Source organism: Saccharothrix ecbatanensis, from assembly GCF_014205015.1.
Taxonomy (GTDB): Bacteria; Actinomycetota; Actinomycetes; order Mycobacteriales; family Pseudonocardiaceae; genus Actinosynnema; species Actinosynnema ecbatanense.
The window spans coordinates 8,594,184-8,614,130 of sequence record NZ_JACHMO010000001.1 but is presented as its reverse complement, the minus strand read 5'-3'; the positions used below and the strand labels follow the sequence as shown (position 1 = coordinate 8,614,130).

16 protein-coding genes are annotated in these 19,947 nt (G+C 71.8%); 12 read left to right on the top strand and 4 right to left on the bottom strand.

Annotation, left to right across the window (positions count from 1 at the left end):
• Positions 1–234 precede the first annotated feature (234 nt).
• The 8 genes from F4560_RS38250 to F4560_RS38215 all read left to right on the top strand — a co-directional run bounded on the left by F4560_RS38250 (position 235) and on the right by F4560_RS38215 (position 12,137).
• Positions 235–1,686, top strand: a complete 1,452-nt coding sequence (locus tag F4560_RS38250; protein ID WP_184927930.1) for a TIR domain-containing protein — start codon at positions 235–237, stop codon at positions 1,684–1,686.
• Between the two features lie 150 nt (positions 1,687–1,836).
• The gene (locus F4560_RS38245; protein WP_184927929.1) at positions 1,837–2,919 is read left to right on the top strand and encodes a vWA domain-containing protein; all 1,083 of its coding nucleotides are present in this window, start codon (positions 1,837–1,839) and stop codon (positions 2,917–2,919) included.
• Positions 2,916–4,493 carry an Hsp70 family protein gene (locus F4560_RS38240; protein WP_184927928.1) on the top strand — a complete coding sequence of 526 codons (1,578 nt, stop codon included), beginning with the start codon at positions 2,916–2,918 and terminating at the stop codon, positions 4,491–4,493. The genes F4560_RS38245 and F4560_RS38240 overlap by 4 nt, the downstream gene beginning before the upstream one ends.
• Positions 4,490–7,036 (top strand): hypothetical protein, encoded by a 2,547-nt coding sequence (locus F4560_RS38235; protein ID WP_184927927.1) that lies wholly within the window; start codon positions 4,490–4,492, stop codon positions 7,034–7,036. The genes F4560_RS38240 and F4560_RS38235 overlap by 4 nt, the downstream gene beginning before the upstream one ends.
• The gene (locus tag F4560_RS38230; RefSeq protein ID WP_184927926.1) at positions 7,036–8,136 is read left to right on the top strand and encodes a TRAFAC clade GTPase domain-containing protein; all 1,101 of its coding nucleotides are present in this window, start codon (positions 7,036–7,038) and stop codon (positions 8,134–8,136) included. Before F4560_RS38235 ends, F4560_RS38230 begins: the two co-directional genes overlap by 1 nt.
• Positions 8,136–10,385 carry a GTPase-associated protein 1-related protein gene (locus tag F4560_RS38225; RefSeq protein WP_184927925.1) on the top strand — a complete coding sequence of 750 codons (2,250 nt, stop codon included), beginning with the start codon at positions 8,136–8,138 and terminating at the stop codon, positions 10,383–10,385. Before F4560_RS38230 ends, F4560_RS38225 begins: the two co-directional genes overlap by 1 nt.
• A 1-nt stretch (position 10,386) precedes the next feature.
• Entirely contained in the window at positions 10,387–12,003 is a 1,617-nt protein-coding gene (locus F4560_RS38220; RefSeq protein WP_184927924.1) for a TRAFAC clade GTPase domain-containing protein, read from the top strand.
• Positions 12,000–12,137, top strand: a complete 138-nt coding sequence (locus tag F4560_RS38215) for a hypothetical protein (protein ID WP_184927923.1) — start codon at positions 12,000–12,002, stop codon at positions 12,135–12,137. The genes F4560_RS38220 and F4560_RS38215 overlap by 4 nt, the downstream gene beginning before the upstream one ends.
• Here the strand turns inward: F4560_RS38215 and F4560_RS38210 are convergent.
• Entirely contained in the window at positions 12,115–12,594 is a 480-nt protein-coding gene (locus F4560_RS38210) for a nucleotide exchange factor GrpE (protein ID WP_184927922.1), read from the bottom strand. The two genes, F4560_RS38215 and F4560_RS38210, sit on opposite strands and share 23 nt — an antisense overlap.
• A gap of 110 nt (positions 12,595–12,704) precedes the next feature.
• Between F4560_RS38210 and F4560_RS38205 the strand changes: the two genes are divergently transcribed.
• Positions 12,705–14,045, top strand: a complete 1,341-nt coding sequence (locus F4560_RS38205) for a TIR domain-containing protein (protein WP_184927921.1) — start codon at positions 12,705–12,707, stop codon at positions 14,043–14,045.
• A gap of 191 nt (positions 14,046–14,236) precedes the next feature.
• Here F4560_RS38205 and F4560_RS38200 read toward each other — a convergent pair whose 3' ends face one another.
• Positions 14,237–14,803: an NUDIX domain-containing protein gene (locus F4560_RS38200; protein ID WP_184927920.1), complete on the bottom strand. Its 567-nt coding sequence runs from the start codon at positions 14,801–14,803 to the stop codon at positions 14,237–14,239.
• A gap of 52 nt (positions 14,804–14,855) precedes the next feature.
• Positions 14,856–16,082, bottom strand: coding sequence for a helix-turn-helix domain-containing protein (locus F4560_RS38195; protein WP_184927919.1), 1,227 nt, complete (start codon positions 16,080–16,082; stop codon positions 14,856–14,858).
• A 151-nt stretch (positions 16,083–16,233) separates the two neighbouring features.
• On the opposite strand from F4560_RS38195, the gene F4560_RS38190 reads away from it, so the two are divergent.
• The 3 genes from F4560_RS38190 to F4560_RS38180 all read left to right on the top strand — a co-directional run bounded on the left by F4560_RS38190 (position 16,234) and on the right by F4560_RS38180 (position 18,645).
• A complete protein-coding gene (locus tag F4560_RS38190) occupies positions 16,234–16,605 on the top strand; it encodes a YciI family protein (protein ID WP_184927918.1) in 372 nt (123 codons plus the stop codon).
• A complete protein-coding gene (locus F4560_RS38185; RefSeq protein ID WP_184927917.1) occupies positions 16,602–17,852 on the top strand; it encodes an RNA polymerase sigma factor in 1,251 nt (416 codons plus the stop codon). Before F4560_RS38190 ends, F4560_RS38185 begins: the two co-directional genes overlap by 4 nt.
• Before the next feature lie 109 nt (positions 17,853–17,961).
• The gene (locus F4560_RS38180) at positions 17,962–18,645 is read left to right on the top strand and encodes a dihydrofolate reductase family protein (RefSeq protein WP_184927916.1); all 684 of its coding nucleotides are present in this window, start codon (positions 17,962–17,964) and stop codon (positions 18,643–18,645) included.
• 52 nt (positions 18,646–18,697) lie between these two features.
• Here F4560_RS38180 and F4560_RS38175 read toward each other — a convergent pair whose 3' ends face one another.
• On the bottom strand, positions 18,698–19,924 hold the full coding sequence (locus tag F4560_RS38175) for a cytochrome P450 (RefSeq protein ID WP_184927915.1): 1,227 nt from the start codon (positions 19,922–19,924) through the stop codon (positions 18,698–18,700).
• Positions 19,925–19,947 lie beyond the last annotated feature (23 nt).

Genomic DNA, 19,947 nt, shown 5'->3' with positions numbered 1-19,947 from the left:
TGGAGCCGCACCTGTTCGTCCACCTGTTGATGCTGCTGTCCGCCTGACCGCTGACGGTGAATGGCGCGGTCGCTCCGCCGCGGTCGCGCCATTCACCCCCGCACAGGGGTGGCAAGCGGTGTCAGGTTCCTGACCTGTCGTGGCACCTCGGTCCCCCGCCACAATGCGGTGTGGGACACCTGGGGGGTGTGTCCGCACCGGGCGGGTCGTCGAGTGGGCTGAAGGGGGCTTGCCGTGCCGGGTGAGGCCATCTTCGTGAACTACCGGCAGAACGGGTCGCAGGACGGCGGGTTCGACCGGCTGCCCCACGTCCAGGTGGTCGAGGCGATCACCGAGCGGCTCCGCCGCCACTTCGGCGCGAACCAGGTCTTCCTGGACACCGGCATCCGGGCGGGCGAGCACTACCCGGACGCGCTGCGCGTGAAGCTCCGCGATGCCGAGCTGCTCATCGTCGTGCTGCACCGGGGGTGGCTGCGCGACCTCGAAGACCGGATGGGCCGGTCCGGGGTCGACTGGGTGCGCGACGAGATCCGCACCGCGTTGGACGACGGCAAGCACGTCCTCCCGGTGCTGATCGACAAGGCGGGCCTGCCGAGCCTCGACGCGCTGCCCGAGGACATCAGGCCGTTCGCGCTCAAGCAGTTGCGCCGCATCGACTTCGGGCACTGGGAACGCGACGTGCGCCTGCTCATCCAGGAGGTCGAGGCCTACCTGTCCCCTGTATCGCTGCCCGAGAAGGCGACGCCCCCGCTGCCCCGGCCCCGCCACCCGGTCCTGCCGGCGATCACGTGGTTGGTGGGCGCGCTGATCCCGTTCGCGGCGTCCACGGTGTTCGCGTCGACTGTCGACCAGCCGGCTTGGCTCACCGCGGCGGCCGTGGCCGGAGTCCTGGTGCTGTTCGTGATCTCGTTGGTGGCTGCCGCGAACAGCTGGGGCTACCGGTACCTGGACCGACTCGACCGCGAGTACACCGCGTTGCCGCGCGACCTCAAGCTCGACGTCATCCTCGCGCTGATGGCCTGCTCGGTCGGGTTGTTCGTCCTGCTCACCATTCCGGAGCTCAGCGCCAACGGACGGATGCTCCTGGTGGCGGTCGTGGTCCTCCTGATCATCGGCGGCGGCGTGCCGGGGCTGCGCAAGCTCCGCTCCGGGCTCGACTGGCCCCAGCCCGGGGTGGAGGCCGACCCGACGACCGTGCGACGTGCGATCAACACGGCGGCCGAGCACATCTCCCACTTCACGCCCCCGCTCAACCGGACGCAGCGCGATCAGGGCAACTTCGCCCTCGACCGGGTCGAAGAGGCGGTGGCCGGGTTGCGGGAGCTGTCGGCCAGGCGTCGAATCACCTGGTTCCGCGCCACGGCGCCCTGGCTCACCTCCCTGCACACGCTGCTGGCCGGGGCCACCGTGGGCGCCTCCGTGTCGGCCTTGCCCGTCTACTGGTCGAGCGGCTTGTCGCACTGGTCGGCGCCGCTCTGGTGCGCGGCCGGCGTGGTGCTCGCCGTCGCGTTCCAACTCGGCGCGCTGGAGTCGGTCTACCGGCTCCACCGCCGGCGCGGGCGAGCGGTCATCGAGACGACGTCGGAGAAGACGGCCCGACTGCGCGCGCTGATATCCGAGTCGAGCGTCCCCGCACCACCGAAGAAATACGAGGGTCCTTCCGCGCACCGCAGAATTGCGGATTGACCAAAGCACTTATGCGACAAGGTGTTGAACAACCGACCCTGCGCTGTGGTAACCATTACCGATCACTCCTCGACTCGCTCCTCGACCACGCGATTGCCTGGCGCACCGCTCCGCACAGGAAGAGAACGTCCGTTGAAGTGGGGAACCAGAGTGTTCGGCCGCGTTTTCGCGGTGCTCGCCGCCGCGGCGTTCCTCACCCCTCCGACGGTGGCCGCGCAGGACGTCGTGAACCCGCCGTGGCCCGCGCGGTGCCCGATGGAACTCGGCCTGCTGGTCGACCAGTCGGACTCCATGGGCAGCCGCTTCGGCGAAGTGCGCGAGGCCACGAGGAATGTGATCGACGCCCTGCGCGACAAGCCGTCCAAGGTCACGGTGATCGGGTTCGGCACCACGGCGCGCATCGTCCAGTCCGATGTGGACGTTTCCGACGCCGACCTCAGGCGCGGGCTCAAGGACGACGTCGACCGACTCGACACCGGTGACAGCACCGGCGGCGCGACGAACTGGGACGCGGCGCTGGCGGCGGCCGGGTCGCACGGCGTCGACGTGGCCGTGCTGATCACCGACGGCATGCCGACCGCGTACGGCGACCCGCCCCAGGAAGGTCCCGAGGACCCGCTCGCGGTGGCGGCCGGGACGGCGGACCGGCTCAAGGCCGCGGGCACGCGGATCGTCGCGGTGGGCATCGACCTGCCGCCCGGCGGCGACGCCAACCTCGCGGCCGTCACCGGCCCCCGGGCGGAGCAGGACTACTTCACGGGCGAGCAGTCGAGCCTGTTGCGCAGGCTGTACGACATCGTGGCGAGTGCCTGCGGCGTCCCGATCACGGCGTTGCCGCAGCCCGAGGCCGGGGCGTTCCCGTGGACACCGGTGCTGGCCGCCGCTCTCGCCGCGGCGTTGGCGATCGCGCTGATCGCCTTCCTGCGGTACCGCGAACGCGGCCCGGTGGGCGTGAAGGGGCGGCCCGCGCGGCAACGGGTCGAGGCGCGACAGCCGATCGACCACCGGGACCTCACCCGGAAGCTCCGCGACAGCGCGACCGGTATCGGGGCCACCGGCCACGACACCACCGGCAAGGACATTTCCGGGCAAGGCACCGGCGGACCGGACACCGCGACCACCCACGGCGACGGCGACGGCGACAGCGACAGCGGGAGCCCGCCCGCGCACCGGTCGATGTCCCTCGACTTCCTCGACCGCACACCACCCACCAAGAAGGACAACAATCCATGACCCGTCGTCCTGTGCTCGGCATCGACCTGGGCACCACGTACTCCTGCGTCGCCTCGCTGGACGAGAACCAACGGGTGTCGGTGCTGCCCAACCAGGAGGGCGACCTCACCACGCCTTCCGTGGTGTTCTTCGAGCACAGCGGCAACGTCACGGTCGGCAAGTTCGCCAAGAACGAGTTGAAGAACGAGCAGAGCCGGGTCGTCTCGCTCATCAAGCGGCACATGGGCGAGGAGGGCTACACCACCGACGTCGACGGCAGGCAGCTCTACCCGCAGCAGGTCTCCGCGATCATCCTGCGCCAGGTGGTCGAGGACGCGCTCGCCGTGCTCGGCCTGGAGGTCCCGGCGGACGGCCCGCTGGCCGACGTCGTGATCACCGTGCCCGCGTACTTCGGCGCGGCCGAGCGCCAGGCCACCCGGGACGCGGGCGAGATGGCCGGCCTCGAAGTCGTCAACATCATCAACGAGCCGACCGCGGCGGCCATCGCGTACGGGCTCATCTCGTCCGGCGGCGAGCGCTCCGTGCTCGTCTACGACCTGGGCGGCGGCACGTTCGACGTCACGATCATCAAGGTGTCGGCGGACGAGATCCGGGTGGTGGCCACCGGCGGCGACCACCACCTCGGCGGCGCCGAGTGGGACGCGCGGATCGTGGAACTGGTGTGCGCCAAGTTCTCCGAGCAGCACCCCGGCTCCGACCCGCGCACGGACCTGGACGCGGCGGGCTCGATCGAGCTGCTGGCGGAGGAGGCCAAGAAGGCGCTCAGCCGGCGGGACGGCTACAGCAGCACGGTGATCGCCGACGGCCTGCGGGCCAAGATCGAGATCACCCGCGCGGAGTACGAGGAGGCGACCGCCGACCTCATCGGCAAGACCCTGGACTTCACCAAGGACGTGCTCCGGCACGCCCACGAGAAGGGCGTGGACCGGATCGACGAGTTCCTGCTCGTCGGCGGCATGTCGCACTCGCCCGCGGTGAAGGAAGGGCTGGCCCGCGAGTTCCCCGACCTGCCGACGCCGCAGCTCGCCGACCCCGACCAGATCGTGGCCAAGGGCGCGGCCCTGTTCGCGGTCAACAGCATCGCGGAGACCAGCGGCGACCCCGCGGCGGCGGCCCGGGGCCTGCCCGGCGGCACGGCTTTGCCCAAGATCGTCAACGTGACGTCCAAGGGCTACGGCATCGCGGTGGTCCGGGACGGCCGCAAGCGCGACAGCGACCTCGTCGTGGCGTGGTTGATCAAGCCGAACGACGAGATCCCGGCACGTCCGCACGACACCTTCCGCACCGTGGAGGACCGGCAGCAGGAGGTGGACATCTCGGTCTACGAGTCCACCACGGACGTGTTGAGCATCGAGCTGGAGGACAACCTGAAGCTGGTCGAGGGCACGCTGAAGAACCTGCCGCCGGGGCCTGCCGGGCAGCCGCTGGAGGTGTCGTGCAACCTCGGGGCGGACGGCATCCTGCACGTCACCGCGGTCGCGGGCAACGGCGAGGAGATCACGCTCGAAGCCAAGATCAGCGGCTTGGTGCCGGAAGAGGTCAAGCGGGCGCCGCTGCCCGCCCTCCAGCGGTGACCGGTTGGCGGTTCGACGCGAACCGGTTCGTGGCCGAGGTGCTCAAGCCGGTGCAGGACGGCTTGAGCCCGGACGAGGACCTGTTCCGCGTCTACCTGCTGCCCCACGAAGTGACCGACCGGGGCACGATCGAGACCGCGCTGGCGGAGGTCGGCCGGCAGTTCACCCAGCAGCAGTACCGCGGTTTCCGCCGGGCCGTCGACATCCTGCGCGGGCAGCACGAGGCGGCGTCCGAGACGCTGCTGGACCGCGACCGGCGCGAGGCGCACCGCGCGTGGGTCGAGGAGCGGCGGCGCAAGCTGGCCGCCACCATCGAGTCGCGGCTGCACGGCGCACCCGGTCTGCCGCTCGCCGAGGTGAACGCGCAGGCCCGCGCGTTGAAGGTGCCGCGCAGCGCGATCGTGGCCGCCCTGCGCGAGCACGGCGCCGACGAGCGGGAGCCGGTGGAGCTGCCGCGGCACCTCGAACCCGGCCAGTGGGCCGAAGCACGGGGCCACCTGGCGCAGCTCGGGCACGAGTCGCTGTGGAACTACCTGGCCGGGCTCGGCGGCCTGCGCACCACCGAACGGCACCTCGCGGCGCGGCGCGAGAAGCTGCGGGTGTCGCGGTCGTCCGACAGCAACGCGGAGACCACCCTCCTGCGGCTGGTGCACGGGTGGCTGGACGACCTGGTCGGGGTGCTGCGCCACGAGGTGGTGAGCCACCTGCTCGACCGGGCGGCCTACGGGTACGCCGAAGCGGTCGAGGCCGCGCGGGCGGTGGCGGACCGACTGCGCGCCGTGGGGATCGACGCGGACCCGGCCGCGGTGGCCTACGCGGTGTGGTGCGACCGCCGGTTCACCACCGTTCCGGCGGAGCCGAGCTGGCAGGAGCACTACCAGCAGGCGGTGCGCGACCTGCGGCTGCGGACCGCGCTGACCGTCCTCCAGCAGCAGCCCTCACTGCCGGACGAGTGGTCGCGGCGGCGGACCGCGCTGGAGCGGCAGTTGGCCGAGCTCGACGCGGAAGTCGCCCGCTGCCGCGAGCTGGAGCGGACCGACGTCGAGGCGGCCGTGGCGGGCTACCACCGGGTCCGCGCGGTGCTGGCCGACGACGGGATCGACACCGCGCTGGAGCGATGCCGCCCGGCCGCGCCGCCGACCGCGCGGGCCGAGGTGCGCGACGGCCGGGTCGTCGTCACGTGGGAACCGAGCAGCGCGACCGCCGGCCGCGTCACCTACCGGGTCAGCCGTGGCGACACCGTGCTGGGCGAGGACATCGCGGCCGGGGAGCTGGTCGACCCGGACCCGCCGAACGGGACGGCGCTGGTGTACGCCGTGCACGCGCTCCGGGACGGCAACCCCTCGGCGCGGGCGGCGCGCACCGGACCGGTCACCGTCCTCGGTGAAGTGCTCGACCTGGTGCTGCGCGGCGGTTCCGACGCGGTGTCGGGCCGGTGGCGGCTGCCGGAGGGCGCGGTCGGCGCGCTGGTCACCCGGTCCGGCGTGGCGGTCGGCGAGGCGCACTCGTCCTCGTTCGTCGACCACGACGTCCGCCCCGGCGAGACCTACGACTACCGGGTCCGAGCGCGCTACCGCCTGCCCGACGGGTCGGCCCCGCTCAGCCTCGGCGTGGTGGCGACCGCGAGCTGCCAGGAGGTGCCCGTCGGGGTCACCGACCTGGTCGCCGAGTTCGACCGGGACGACCTGGTCGCGCGGTGGACCCCGCCGGCTCGGGGCGACGTCGAGCTGCTGGAGCTCCGGCCCGGCGACGATCCGCCCGAGCCCGGCGTGGTGTCCGCGCACCAGGCACGCCGGCACGGCGCCCCGGTGCCCGCCGGGACGCTCACCGGGCGGGGAGTGCTGCGGGGGCGGCTGTCCACGCCCGGCAAGCGGCAGACCCTCGTCCCCGTCACGGTGCTCGGCGAACTCGCCGCGATCGGCACGCCGTTCGTGGTGGACGCGCGGCACGCCGCGGTGTCCACCCTGCGGCTGGACCGGCTGGGCACGACGGTGCGGGTCACCTGGGAGTGGCCGCGGGGTGCGACGGCGGCGCGCGTGGTCTGGCGCAAGTCGGCCGAACCCGCCGGCCCGACCGATCCCCTGGCTTCGTTCCTGGACGTCACCAAGGTCGGCTACGACAGCCGCGGCGTCGCCGTCCCGGTGTCCGAGGGCGACCACTGGTTCGGCGTGTGCACCGCGCAGACCGTCGACGGCGTGCCGAGCTTCGGCCCGCTCGTCCTGCGCCGGGAGTCGACCAGGCGCACCGCGCGCTACTCGGTGCACCGCGCCGGGGTCTTCCCCCGCCGCCGGTGGGTGCTCACCGTGGAGGGCGACGAGCAGCCGTCGAGCGTCGTCCTGGTGGGCAAGTCCGGCATCCGGCCGATGGACCGCGACGACGGCGAGGTGCTGCTCCGCGTGGACGGGGACGGCGCCGCGGCCGGCCGGGACTTCGCGGTCCCGCGCCACCTGCGCCGGCCCGTGCACCTGCGGGCGTTCTCCCTCGACGATCGCGTCGTGCTCGTCCCGGTGCGATCGGACCACCTCATCGTGCGAGGAGCCTGATGGCGACCACGAAGTGCCCGTACTGCTGGACCACGCACCGCCGCGCCGATCTCCAGATGAGCTGCGGCGAGCGCTGCGCGGGCCAGGCCACCCGGTTCCGCGAGCGCGACCTGAAGAAGGGCCGCTGCCCGCACGGCAACCAGCCGCAGGGACGCCGGGTCTGTCCCGACTGCGGGCGCGACCTGCTGCGCGAGTACGTCGACAGCGGCGGTCGCAACATCGCGGTGATCGGGTCGTCGGACTCCGGCAAGAGCACGTGGGTCGGCGTGCTCGTGCACGAGTTCCAGCGCGGCGAGGTCAGCGCGCGGTTCACCGGCATGTCGCTCGACCTGCTGGGCGAGGCGTCCCGGGTGCGCTACACGCGCGACTTCGCCAAGCCGCTCTTCGAGGACGGCCGTCCGGTGCAGCAGACGCCGTCGGCGCTGCGCTCCACCCCGGAGCCGCTGATGTTCAGCCTCCGCTTCCAACAGCAGCGGCGGATCGGCCCCACGCGGATCGCACCCGTGGTCACGGTCTTCTACGACACCGCGGGCGAGGACGTCGCCCGCGCGCAGGCGATGGACCAGCTCGTCAGCTACCTGGACGCCGCCGAGGGGATCATCCTGCTGCTCGACCCGCTCCAGATGCCCGAGGTCCGCAACCTGGTCGGCGCCACCTCGAAGACCGGCTTCACCGAACAGCTCCACGTGGTCAACCGGCTCGGCGAACTCCTGCGCGAGCGCAGCCGTGGCGCGGCGGGCACGCGGCTGCGCACGCCGCTCGCCATCGCGCTCACCAAGGTCGACCTGCTGCGCGACATGTTCGGCGCGGAATCGCCGCTGCGCCAACCGTCCCGGCACGACGGCGTCTACGACGAGCACGACGGCCGTGATGTCCACGAGGAGGTCCGCGGCTGGCTCGACCGCTACTACGACCCCGCCTTCGACCGCACGGTGGCCAACACGTTCCGGACCTACCGGTACTTCGGGATGTCCGCGCTCGGCGCGGCGCCGGTCAGCGGCACCCGCTTGTCGCCCACCGGCGTGCACCCCTACCGCTTGGAGGACCCGATGTTGTGGTTGCTGGCCCGATTCGGGGCGATCAAGACGAAGGGGAAGTGATGGCGGTCCGCCAACTGCACTACACCTCCTGCGAGGACGGCCTGGAGGGCATCCAGGGCTTCCAGGTCAGCGCGATGACCCCCGGCGCACCGCGCCCGCTCACCGAACTCGCGGTGCGCGCCAGCGCGTACGAGGTCGGCCCCGGCCTGGTGGGACGCCTGGACGACCGCGACCTCAGCGGTTTCCCCATCGCGTTCGGCTACGTGGCGTCCGGCGACGGGGCGGCGCTGTTCCAGAGCCGGTACGCGGGCGCCGACTTCACCGGCCGGATGGGCAACTACTTCGCCCACGCCCTGCTCTTCGACGACGTGCGGCGCGAACTCGGCGACGTGCTGCCGATCGACCTGTGGCGCAGCCCGGCTTGGACGCACACCAGGGTCGCCGGCACCGCGCTGCCCGAGCTGACCTCGCTCGCACCCGGCGACGAGACGGACCCGGACGGCACGCGCCGGTTCCTGGGCCGCCGTGGCGCGACAGCGGCGCTGGAACGAGTGCTCGGCGCGACGCAGCGGGCGCTGGTGTCCGGTCGGGGCCGGGTCGTGCTGGTGGTGCCGGACGACCGGTCCGCCGCGCTGTGGCTCGCCGCCACCTGCCGGTCGCTGCCGCGTCCGTTGGGGCTGCGCGTCTCGTTCACCACCTACACGGCTCGGCCCGAGGAGTCGACCGCGCTGGTGAGCTGCACGACACCGGACGTGCGGCTGCCCACCTACGGCGACTTCACCGCGATCGACCTGACCACCGACCAGCCGCGCGACGCCGACAGCACGCGGTACGCCTCGGCGCTCGCGCAGTTGTGGGACCGCGACGCGGTGGCGGACGCGCTGGCCCTCGCCGCGCGGGCGGACCCGGACCTCACCGCGGCGGAACTCGACGCGTTCGCGGTGCTGCTGGAGATGGCGTTCGACCTGCCGGTCCAGGCTCCGGCGGACCAGGCGCTGCTGCTCGCCGCCGTGCGACTGGCCGTGGACCGGATGCGGCGGTGCCTGCCGGCCCACGCATGGGAGCGGATAGCGGACGAGGTGCAGGACAGCGGCGGGCCGGTGGACGTGGCCGGGTGGTCGGAAGTCCTGCGCACGGCGCGGCACACGGGTGAGCCCGTGCCGTCGAAGCTGTTCGGCGCCTACTTCATCGCGGCGCTGCGCGACCGGGAACGGCTGTGGCTGCCGCAGTTGACGCCGGCGGACCTGGACGACGTCGCCGAGAACGTCGTGCTGCCCTCGCTCACCGAAACGGCGGACCCCGCGCTGGTGGAGCGGGTGGCCGAGCAGCGGGATCTGGTCGACGCCCTGGTCCGGGTGCTGGAGCGCAGGCTCGTCGACGCTCGGGAGACGGCCCGGCTGGCCGCGGCGCTGCCCCCGGACGCGGCCCGGCTGCTCGCGGGCCGGGGCGCCGACCGGATCAAGCTGCTCACCGACCTGGTGCTGGCCCGGCACGGCGCGCTCGACAAGGTGAAAGTCATGGTCGACGCGCGCCAGGCGGACTGGCGGCAACTCGGCCCCGTCCTGTGGCCGGCGGACCCGTCCACGGAGGACGCGATCCGGCTGCTGCGGCACGTCCCCGAGGAGGTCCTGGTCGACAGCGGGCTGGGCACGCGGATCGTGGCGCAGTCGCTCGACCACGCGGGCCGGGCGAAGTTGAGCCGCGACGAGAGCAGGCTCCTGGAGGCGCTGCTGCGGTCCCCGCTCTCGGCCCGCCTGCGGCCCAGCGACCGGGACGGGCTGAAAGCGGCCGAGAGCGCCGCGTACTTCCACGATGCCACGCCCAGGCCCGGCAGCGAGGCGGCCGTGCTGACGAGCATCGCGACGGCGGCGTCCCTGCGGAACGAGGTGGGCGGCAGGCTGCTGGCCTCCGTCGCGTCGTTCATGCTGCGCGCGGACCACAAGCTGCACCGCGACCTGCTCGACCTGGCGCTGGCGGAGCACGGGCCGGTGTTCCTGCCCGCCTACAAGGAGGCGGCGCGCGGGAGCCTCGCCGCCGCGAAGCCGCACAAGGTGGCCGGGGTGGTCGTCGCGTGGCGCGGGCTGGCGGACCCCAAGACCAGGGACGCGCTCGTCGACGACGTCCTCGCCGACGCCCTGCGCAAGCGCCGGGCCAAGCACCTGGACGGGATCGGCTCGTCGCTCCAGCCGATGGCGGATGTGCTCGGCGTGGCCGCGCCCAAGCCGAACTGGTCGAAGTGGTGGCAGGAGTGGCGGAAGCGGCACGAGCGTCGCGGGCTGCTGTCCCTGTTCCGGCGAGGGAAGGGGTGACATGCCCGGGATCGTCTTCCTGGTGCTGGCCTGCCTGGCCTTGGCGGCGGCGCCGTACGTGCTCGGCGCGGTCTTCCTCGCCGGCGTGGGCGTGGCGCTCTTCATCGGCCTGGTCGAGTACGTCACCGCCGCGTTCGCGGGCTTCGCGCCGCACGGCGGGATCGGGCACCTGAGGATCGGGCCGCCGGAGTCGTCCGAGGAGGGGCCCGACCCGGCGTACCGCAGCTACTACGCCGGTCCGGTGCTGCTGGACTACCGGAAGGTGCTCGTCAAGACCTTCGAGCAGATGTGGTCCAAGGTCGTCAAGGGCAAGTCGGACGACCCGGTGCTGATGGCGCAGGCGTCGTTGGTGGACCGGGTGTGGCGGTGGCGGGAGAACTCGACGGCGCACGTGGCGGTGGCGGTGCCGATCGCCGTCGCGGCGTCCGCGGGGCTCGTCGGCGGCGCGGTGGGCGCCTCGGCCTTCGTGGCGTTCACGTCGCTGGTCTTCCTGGCGCTGCTGGTGGTCCTTGTGGCCGTCGCCCTCCTCACGGCGGGAGGCGCGCGCCTGGCCGAGTTCGGGCTGCTGTTCCTGCGCGGCATCACGCTGGAGTGCCCCTCCTGCCACGAGCGGGTGACGCGGCCGATCTACCGGTGCCCCGCGCCGGAGTGCGGTGCGGCCCACCGGAAGCTGGTGCCGGGCACGGCGGGCGTGCTGCGCCGGACGTGCCGCTGCCACAACACGCTGCCGACCCTGCTGGCGCTGGGCAAGAACAAGCTGAGCGCGCAGTGCGGCTCCTGCCGGCACGAGTTGCCCGCGAAGGGGCTCTCTGCGCCGACCGTGCACATCACGGTGATCGCGGGCCCGAAAGCGGGCAAGTCGGTGTTCATGCACAGCGCGGTGTCACGGCTGATGCTGCGCGACGACGGCTTCGAGTTCGCCGACCCGCGGGCAAAGGAGTCCTTCGAGCGCAACATCGAGCTGGGCGTCCACCTCGACCCCAGCCGCGCGCTCAAGACCGCGACCGTCAAACCCCGCGCGTACAACGTGTTCGTCGGTCGCAGCGGCAGCCGGGCGCGTCGGCTGCTCTATCTCTACGACCCCGCGGGCGAGCACGTGGAGAGCGTCGACCACCTGGCCGACGCGCAGTTCCTGGCGTTCACCAAGGGCGTCGTGCTCATCGTGGACCCGTTCTCGTTGCGCCAGGTGCGCTCGGACACCGACCGCGCGGTGCTGGGCAGCGTGAGCGCGTCGAACACCGCGCCCAAGGAGGTGTTGGAGAGGTTCGTCGAGGCGTTGGCGGAGCGGGGCTTCTCCCGCCGGGGCAACCGGATCGACGTCCCGCTCGCGCTGGTGCTGACCAAGTGCGACGGGCTGCTCCACCCCTCAGGCACGACCCACCCGTACGCCGGGCTCGACCGGTCGACCCGCGACGAGCGTGACCAGGCGATCCGCGCGTGGCTGGCCGCCGTGGGACAGCGGGACCTGCTGTCCTCGCTGGACAACCGCTTCGGCTCGGTGTCCTGCTTCGCGGTCAGCTACCAGGACGCCGTCGAGGTGACCGAGCACGCCGCCGTCGTCAACGACGACCCGGCCGCGCCGCTGCTGTGGCTGCTCAACCGGAAGGAGCAGGTGTGAGCGAGGAGGTGCCGACCGCGGTCGCCAACGGCCGCAAGGTCTCGATGGCGCTGCTGGCGATCGCCGTGGCCGTCACCGTGCTGCTCGCGTTGTGGCTGGTGGCGAGCTGGGTCACGGCGCCGGCGGTGGTGTGACCTTGAAGACCACGACCTCGGCGAACCGGACGACCTTGGTGTCGACCCGGTACCCGGGACGGCGCACCTCGGCGATCCGGCCGTCGAGGTCGGGCTCCTCGACCGGTCGCGTCCCGACCGACCGCTGCTCGCGGCGGTCGAACTCGGCGCCGACCTCGGCCTGGAACTCGTCGACCCCTTGGCGCTCCAGCACGAGCGTGACGTCCTCGACGATCTCGTCGCACAGCCGGGCGGCGTCCTCCGCGCCGGTCAACGCGCCGCGGCGGCTGCGCCAGTCGTCGGCGAGCTTGACCAGTTCGCGCAGCGCCGGTTGCAGGGCGCGGTTCGACTCGGCGTTGCGCAACCGCTCGTTCTCCGCGTGCAGGCGGTCGATCACCTCGTTGAGGAACTTGCTCTGCGCGTGCAGCCCGGCGAGTTCGGTGTTGATTCCCGCCAGGGTCGCTTCGACGTTGTCCACAGCACGAAGATAAATGCAAGAGGAGTCGTCGGACAAGTAGTGGGAAGAAAAGGAACAAGAGGTGTGCGGCGATCGCGACACCTCCGGTCGCCATTCACGGAGTGATTTCTTTGAGCGGCATCTTCATCAACTACCGGCACGGTACCCACTCGTTTTCGGTGGCCGCGCTCGCGGACCGGCTGGCGGCGCACTTCGGCCCCGATCAAGTGTTCGTGGACCACCACATGCAGTCGGGCATCCGCTATCCGGACGAACTGCGGGCCAGGCTCAAGGCGGCCGACGTGCTGGTGGCCGTCATCCACCCGGGGTGGGTCGACACGTTCGACCGCGAGCCGCCCGACTGGGTCCGCTGGGAGATCGGGACCGCGCTGGCCGACGGCAAGGAGGTCGTTCCCCTGCTCCTGGCGGACACCCCGCCGCCGGGACGTGCCGAGATACCCGACGACATCGGCGAACTGGCCATGCGCCAGGCCGCCCGCCTCCGCACCGCGCACCTGTCCGAGGACGTGGACGCGCTGCTCGCGCGGCTGGAGAGTTGGTTGCCGCCCAGCCGCCCGGTGAGACCACGCCCGCCCGTGAAACGACGGCGGACGTGGCTCCGGGCCACTCCCCTGGCCGCCGTGCCGGTGCTACTGCCGCCGCTCTTGGCCGCGGTGCTCGGCGACTGGTCGTCCTACCTGGCGGCGGGGATCCTGTCCCTGTTCTTCATGATCGCGACGTCGGCGATCTTCCTCGTGCAATTGTGGTTGTTGCCCCCCACCGCGCGATTGGAGCGCCGGACCGGCACCATGCTGTACCGCGAGTACATGCGCAAGTATTGGGTGGTGCCGGCGCTCATGTGCACGGCGTTGGCGATCTTCACGATCCAGTACACCATCGATGCGGGCCCTTGGGCTCTCTACTTCACGCCGTTCGTCGCCGTTTTGGCGGCCTTTTACATCCACCGACTGGTGCACGAGGAGATCCAGCGCGACGAGGAATGGCCACCGGCGCCGTCCCCGGAACCGGGCCACATCCGCCGGGCCGCGGTGCGACTGCACGAAGTACTGACCAGGAACCAGGCCCCGTACCGTTCCCGCCTCCACCAACAACAGGTGACGCAGGTCTACCTGGACCTGGCCGAGACGAAGGTGGCCCTGGCCGCGAGACGGGACCTCCCCTGGCGCGCGTGGCTGACCTCCGGCCATTCCACGGTGCCGATCGTCTTCCCGGTGTGGACCGCCGGTATCGCGGCCCTGATCGCGACCGGGACGCTCCTGCACACCTCGCCCCCGTTCGCCCTGTACGCCTTCGACGCGGTCGCACTGGTGATCACGGCGGCGGTGGCCGCGGCCGTGATCGCCCTGGACCGGGCGATCAAGCGCCGCACCGACAGCCAGATGGTGGACGAACTGACCGAGTGGCAGCAGACCCTGGGCCCGCTGGTCTTCGTCCGTGCCGAACACCGGTAGCGAACCACTGATCAAGTCGCGTCCCGCCTCCGCGACCGCCTGGGTCTGGCGATTCCCCGGCGGTCCACGTCAGCCGCCCTTGACGGTGACCGGCATACCCCGATTATCGGGCCGCTCCGAGTGGCATGACAGGACAGGAACGGGTAGCCACAGGGCGCGAAGTTGTCACATCGCGCTCTGTCGGCTCACCACTACCGTTCGGTGGGGTGGTCTCGGCGCATGCCGTACGCCAGCAGCCCACCCACGCTGCCGGCGTGCCGGATCTCGCCCTCGGCGACCAGCGCCAGCACCTTGTCGACGGGGAGCCAGTGCACGACCAGATCCGCCTCCGCGCCCTCCTGCCGCGCCGCGCCGAGCACCAGGTCGGTCGCCAGGAAGACGTGGTCCACGTGGTTGGTGAAGCTGTCGGCCCCGTTGACGGAGACCAGCCGCTCCCACCGCGCCGCGCGGACGCCTGTCTCCTCGGCGAGTTCCCGCGCCGCCGCGGCGGCCGGGTCGGCATCGGTCTTGTCGACGGCGCCGGCGGGGAGCCGCCACTGCCGCTCTTGGTGGGTGTAGATCCATTGGCGGGTGACCGCGGCCTGACCGTGCTCGTCGATCGCGAGCACGGTCACCGACTCCGGTGCGACTACGTGGTGGTAGACGTCCGCCAGGCCGTCCGGTCGGACGACGTCGTCCTCCAGCACTTCGAACCACGGCGTCACGTGCGCCGTCCGCCGCTCGACCAACTGCCACCGGCGGTGCTCTTCCCGTTCCACCGGGCAATTCAAACACCCTTGTTCCGTTCGTGATCACCCTTTTTGGTGTTTCTCAGTCCCGTGGTGGGGTGGAAACAGGAAACTCGACGAGCAGTTCGCCCTGGGACAGCGACGTGGTGAGTTCGACGTGCAACCGGCGTGCCGGGCGGTGCCCCCTCCTGCGGAGCACCCGCCGGGCCAAGGTGCGCAGCTCGCCGCGGACGCTCGCCGAGTCGATCGTCACCGCGTCGGCCACCGCCTGCTCGGCGACCTCGCACATGCGGGTCAGTTCGCCCGCCGCCTCGTGGGCCAGGGCGAGCCTGGCCCCGTAGAGCGCACGGGCCCGCCGCGCCGAATCGGGTGTGCGGGCCAGCGCCGACTCCAGCGACTCCGCCGCGGCCCGGGGCCGGCCGAGGTCGTAGAGGCACCAGCCGGCGACCGCGCGCCCGAGGTCGGCCACGGTCGAGGACCCGAGCACGGGGTTCGCCGGGCCGGACGCGTGCGGGCGCGCCAACCACTCCTCGGCCTCGTCCAGCGCCGTGCGGCACCGGCCGTAGTCGCCGCTGATCGCGTAGCCCTGCGCCATCCGGTGCGACGCGAGGCCGCGGATGCGCGCGTCCGCGCCGGGGTGCCGCCGCGCCGCCCGAGACAGGGAGATCGTCCGACGGCCGTCCCCGTTGTACATGGCCAGTTCCGCCTCGCGCACCAACGCGTAGGCGGCCAGGCTGTCGTCGTCGGTGACGGACACGGACCACCGGGTCCACTGCGACGCGAGGTCGGGGTGGCCCGCCTCCTGCGCCATCCAGCCGAGGTATTCGCCGTACCGGGCGGCCAACACGTCGAGTCGCGCCCGGGCGGCCGGTTCGCGCGCCGCTGAGCGCAGGCTGTTCACCAGCTCCAGGACACCCGAGGCGCCGTGGATCACCAGGCCCGGCGGCGAGTGCCTGCCCATGCCGCGGAGGAGGTCGAACTGCTGTCGCAGCACCAGTTCCGTGTCCCCGTTCTCGGCGGCGGCCTCGGCGTCGGCGCGGCGCACCGCGATGCCGATCGACGCCTGCCCCGCGCTGTTCCGCACGGGCCGAGCCACCTCGCGCGCCGCGGCCAGCGCGATCAGCGCCCCGTCCGCCTCCAGCACGCGGTCGGCCAGCCGCACCAACTGCGAGCTCGGCCTGCTCAGGTTGTTCTCGACCTTGCTGAGCTGGCCCTTGCTGTAGTGCAGCGCGGTGGCCAGGTCCTGGAGTGACAGTCGTTTCGCCATGCGCCTTCTGCGCAACGCGCTGCCGAACGCCTCATGGGTCATGGCACACCTTCGCACCGCGCGCGGGGGTGGCGCCGGCGTTTCCTGTTGCCAATCGCGCCGTCAACACGAACGGACTTGCCGTCGTCCCCGGCGACGCACATGGCGCCTCAGGCAGAATCGACTATCCGAACCGGACGGACAGGAGGCAGCCGTGAAGTACCTGATGCTGATCTACGGCAACGAAGAGGTGTGGAACAGCGTCGACGCGGACGGGTTCGCGAAGCTGGTCGCCGAGGTGGACGGGTTCAACGCCGCCCTGCGGGAGTCCGGTGAGCTCGTCGACTCCCAAGGCCTGGTGGACCGGCCGCGGTCGGTGCGCGTGGTCGGGGAGGCGCCGGTGGTGACCGACGGCCCCTACCTGGAGGCGAAGGAACACGTCGGCTCCTACTTCGTGGTCGACGTCGACAGCGAACAGCGCGCGGTGGAGATCGCGGAGTCGTACCCGGCATTGCGCTACAGCCGGGGTCTGGGCGGCGGCCTGGAGGTGTGGCCGCTGATGGAACGTGGCGGCGGCGACCTTTGACATCAAGCGGTCCGGCGACCTTCGGCGGTCCGGTCGAACACCTCCTGCGCACGCTGACACCGCAGGTCCTCGGCATCCTCGTCCGCCGGTACCGCGACTTCTCACGGTGCGAGGACGCCGTGCAGGAGGCGCTGATCGACGCCGCCGCCACGTGGTCGCGCGACGGCGTGCCGGAACACCCCCTGGGCTGGCTGACCACGGTCGCCGCACGCCGCTACGTCGACCAAGTGCGTTCCGACGCCGCACGCGAGCGCCGCGAGCAGGCCCTGTTCGACGCCGTGCCGCGTGACCAGCTGCTGGCCCCACCGCCGGACGCGGAGCCGGTCCGGGACGACCTGCTGGAACTCCTGTTCCTCTGCTGCCACCCCGCCCTGACGCCGTCCGCGCAGATGGCGCTCACCCTGCGGGCCGTCGCCGGGCTGACCACGACCGAGATCGCCACGGCGTTCCTCGTGCCCGACAAGACGATGGGCCAGCGGATCTCCCGCGCCAAGCAGCGGCTGCGCGAGGTGGGCGCCCGGTTCGAACCGCCGCCCGATCACAAAGCGCTCGGAACCGTCCTGCACGTGCTGTACCTGCTGTTCAACGAGGGTTACAGCGCCAGCGCCGGGCCCACGCTGCGCCGTCCGGACCTCACCGAACAGGCGATGCGGTTGACGCAGGAGCTGCACCGCCGGCTGCCCGACGCCGGTGAAACCGCCGGCCTGCTCGCCCTGATGCTGCTGACCGAGGCACGCGCCGCGACCCGCACCGGACCCGACGGCATCCTGGTCCCGCTGGCCGAACAGGACCGGTCCAAGTGGGACCGGGCCGCGATCGCCGAGGGCGCCGACCTGGTGACCCGCAGCCTTGCGGACCACGCCGTCGGCCCGTACCAGGTGCAGGCGGCGATCGCGGCCGTGCACTGCGAGGCGATCACCGCCGAGGACACCGACTGGCCGCAGATCCTCGCGCTGTACGACGTGCTGGAACGCCTCGCGCCCAGCCCCGTCGCCGCGCTGAACCGGGCCGTGGCCGTAGGCGAGGTGCACGGCCCCCGAGCAGCCCTGGAGGCGGTCGCGGAACTGGAGCAGGGGGTGCTGGCGGGCAACCACCGACTGTTCGCGGTCCGCGCCCACCTGCTCGAACAGGCGGGTGACCTCAAGGAGGCGAGCGAGGCGTTCCGCCAGGCCGCACGGCTGGCCGGCAACGTCCCCGAGCAGCGGTTCCTGCTGCTACGCGCGGCGCGCTGCGCGTCCACCGGATGACGTCGACCAACCCGCCGAAAAGAAGTCGCCGGCGACGTAGAAATCGGGCCGGCGGCTCCGATCCCCTCCCGAGCGAGCCCGTCGGGGGCCGCCGGGAGGAAGGAACACGATGACCAAGGTGACCGCGCAGATGTCGGTGTCCCTCGACGGCTTCTACGCCGGACCGCGCCACGAGGGCGGCGACGGCTGGCTGGAGTCCGCGGAGGCCGCCGCGTTCTACCGCGTCACCCGCTGGGTGATCAACGCGATGGCGTGGCGGGAACGGCAGGGCTTCGCCGGCGGCGAGCGGGACGTCAACTCCGACATCATTCAGGAGACGTTCGAGGCCGCCGGCGCATACGTCATGGGACGTCGCATGGCCGACGGCGGCGAGGTGCCGTGGGGCGAGGAGCCACCGTTCCGCGCCCCCGTCTTCGTAGTGACCCACCGCCCGCGCCAGACCCTGGAGCGCAAGGGCGGGACCAGCTTCACCTACGTCACGGACGGCATCACGAGCGCGGTGGAGCAGGCCAAGGCGGCGGCCGGCGGCAAGAACGTCGCGGTCGCGGGTGGCGGCACGCTCGTGCGGCAGATCCTGGCGGCCGGCCTGCTGGACGAACTGGAGCTGCACGTCGTGCCGGTCGTGCTCGGCACCGGGATGCGACTGCTCGACGCCGACCTCGGTCTCGGCGTCAAGGAGGGCATCGAGCTGACCCCGACCAGGGTCGTGCACACCCCCGACGTCACGCACATCCGCTACAGCGTCAAGGGCCGCGCCCCTCTCGTCCTGGACGACCGGGGCCGCGGCAACTGAGGCACGACATCGCCCGTCGAACCCGTGTCAGCAGGTTCGACGGGCGACGGTGTCACCCGGCGGCTTCCGTCCAGGTCACCGGCAGCTCGTGGACGCCGTAGATGTTCATGTCGGTCCGGAGCTTCACCTCGTCGGCGGGAATGGCGAGCTTCAGGGTCGGGAAGCGGCGCAGCAGCCCTTCGAAACCGGCGCGCATCTCGATGCGGGCCAACTGCTGGCCGAGGCACTGGTGGATGCCGTGCCCGAACGCCAGGTGACCGCGAGCCGTGCGGTGGACGTCGAGGGTGTCGGGGTTCTCGAAGCGCTGGGGATCGCGGTTGGCGGCCAGCAGCGAGACGACGACGGTCGACCCCTCGGGGATCGTCTCACCGCCGAGTTCGATGTCCTCCGTGGCGTAGCGGAAGAAGATGTCGGCGACGGACAGGTAGCGCATGAGTTCCTCGACCGCGCCCGGCATCAGGTCCGGGTCGGCCCGCAGCTCGGCCGCCTGCGACGGGTTCTCCAGCAGCGCGAAGGTGCCGAGGGACAGCATGTTGGCGGTGGTCTCGTGGCCCGCGAGCAGCAGCAGGAAGGCGATCCCGGTCAACTCCTCGACGGTGAGGTCGTCGTTGCGGGCCAGGTCGGACAGCATGTCCTCGTCCGGTTCGGCGCGCTTGCGCGTGACCAGTTCGCCCAGGTACCCGACCATCGCGCCGAACGCGGCCATCTTGTCCTCCAGCTTCACGTCCTTCTCCATGAACTTGGAGGAGTTCGACTGGAAGGTCTCGCGGTCCGCATAAGGCACACCGAGCAGTTCGCAGATCACCAGCGAGGGCACCGGCAGCGCGAACTCCTTGACCAGGTCGATCGGCGGCGTCAGGCGGGCCATCTCGTCCAGTTGCCGCTGGACGATCTCGACGATGCCCTCTTCCAGCTGCTTCATCCGCTTGACGGTGAACGCGCCGGTGAGCATGCGCCGCAACCTGGTGTGGTCCGGCGGGTCCATGGAGATGAACAGGCCCGGCATCTGCGGGGACGGCTCGGTCTGCTCGGGCATGCCGGGCGTCGGGTACGGCACGTGGATGATGCCGATGTCCTGGCGTGAGCTGAACCGGGTGTCGGCCATGACCTTGCGGACCGCGTCGTACCCGGTGACGAGCCAGCCCTCGTGACCGTCGGGGAAGACCATGGGACTGACGGGGCGTGCCTCACGCAGCCGGGTGATGTCGCTGGGTGGGTCGAAGGGACCGGCATCGCGGTCCATGGGGAGGCCCTGCGGGACGGGAACCGTTTGAGTCATCGGATTTCCTTCGGTGGTGGTGG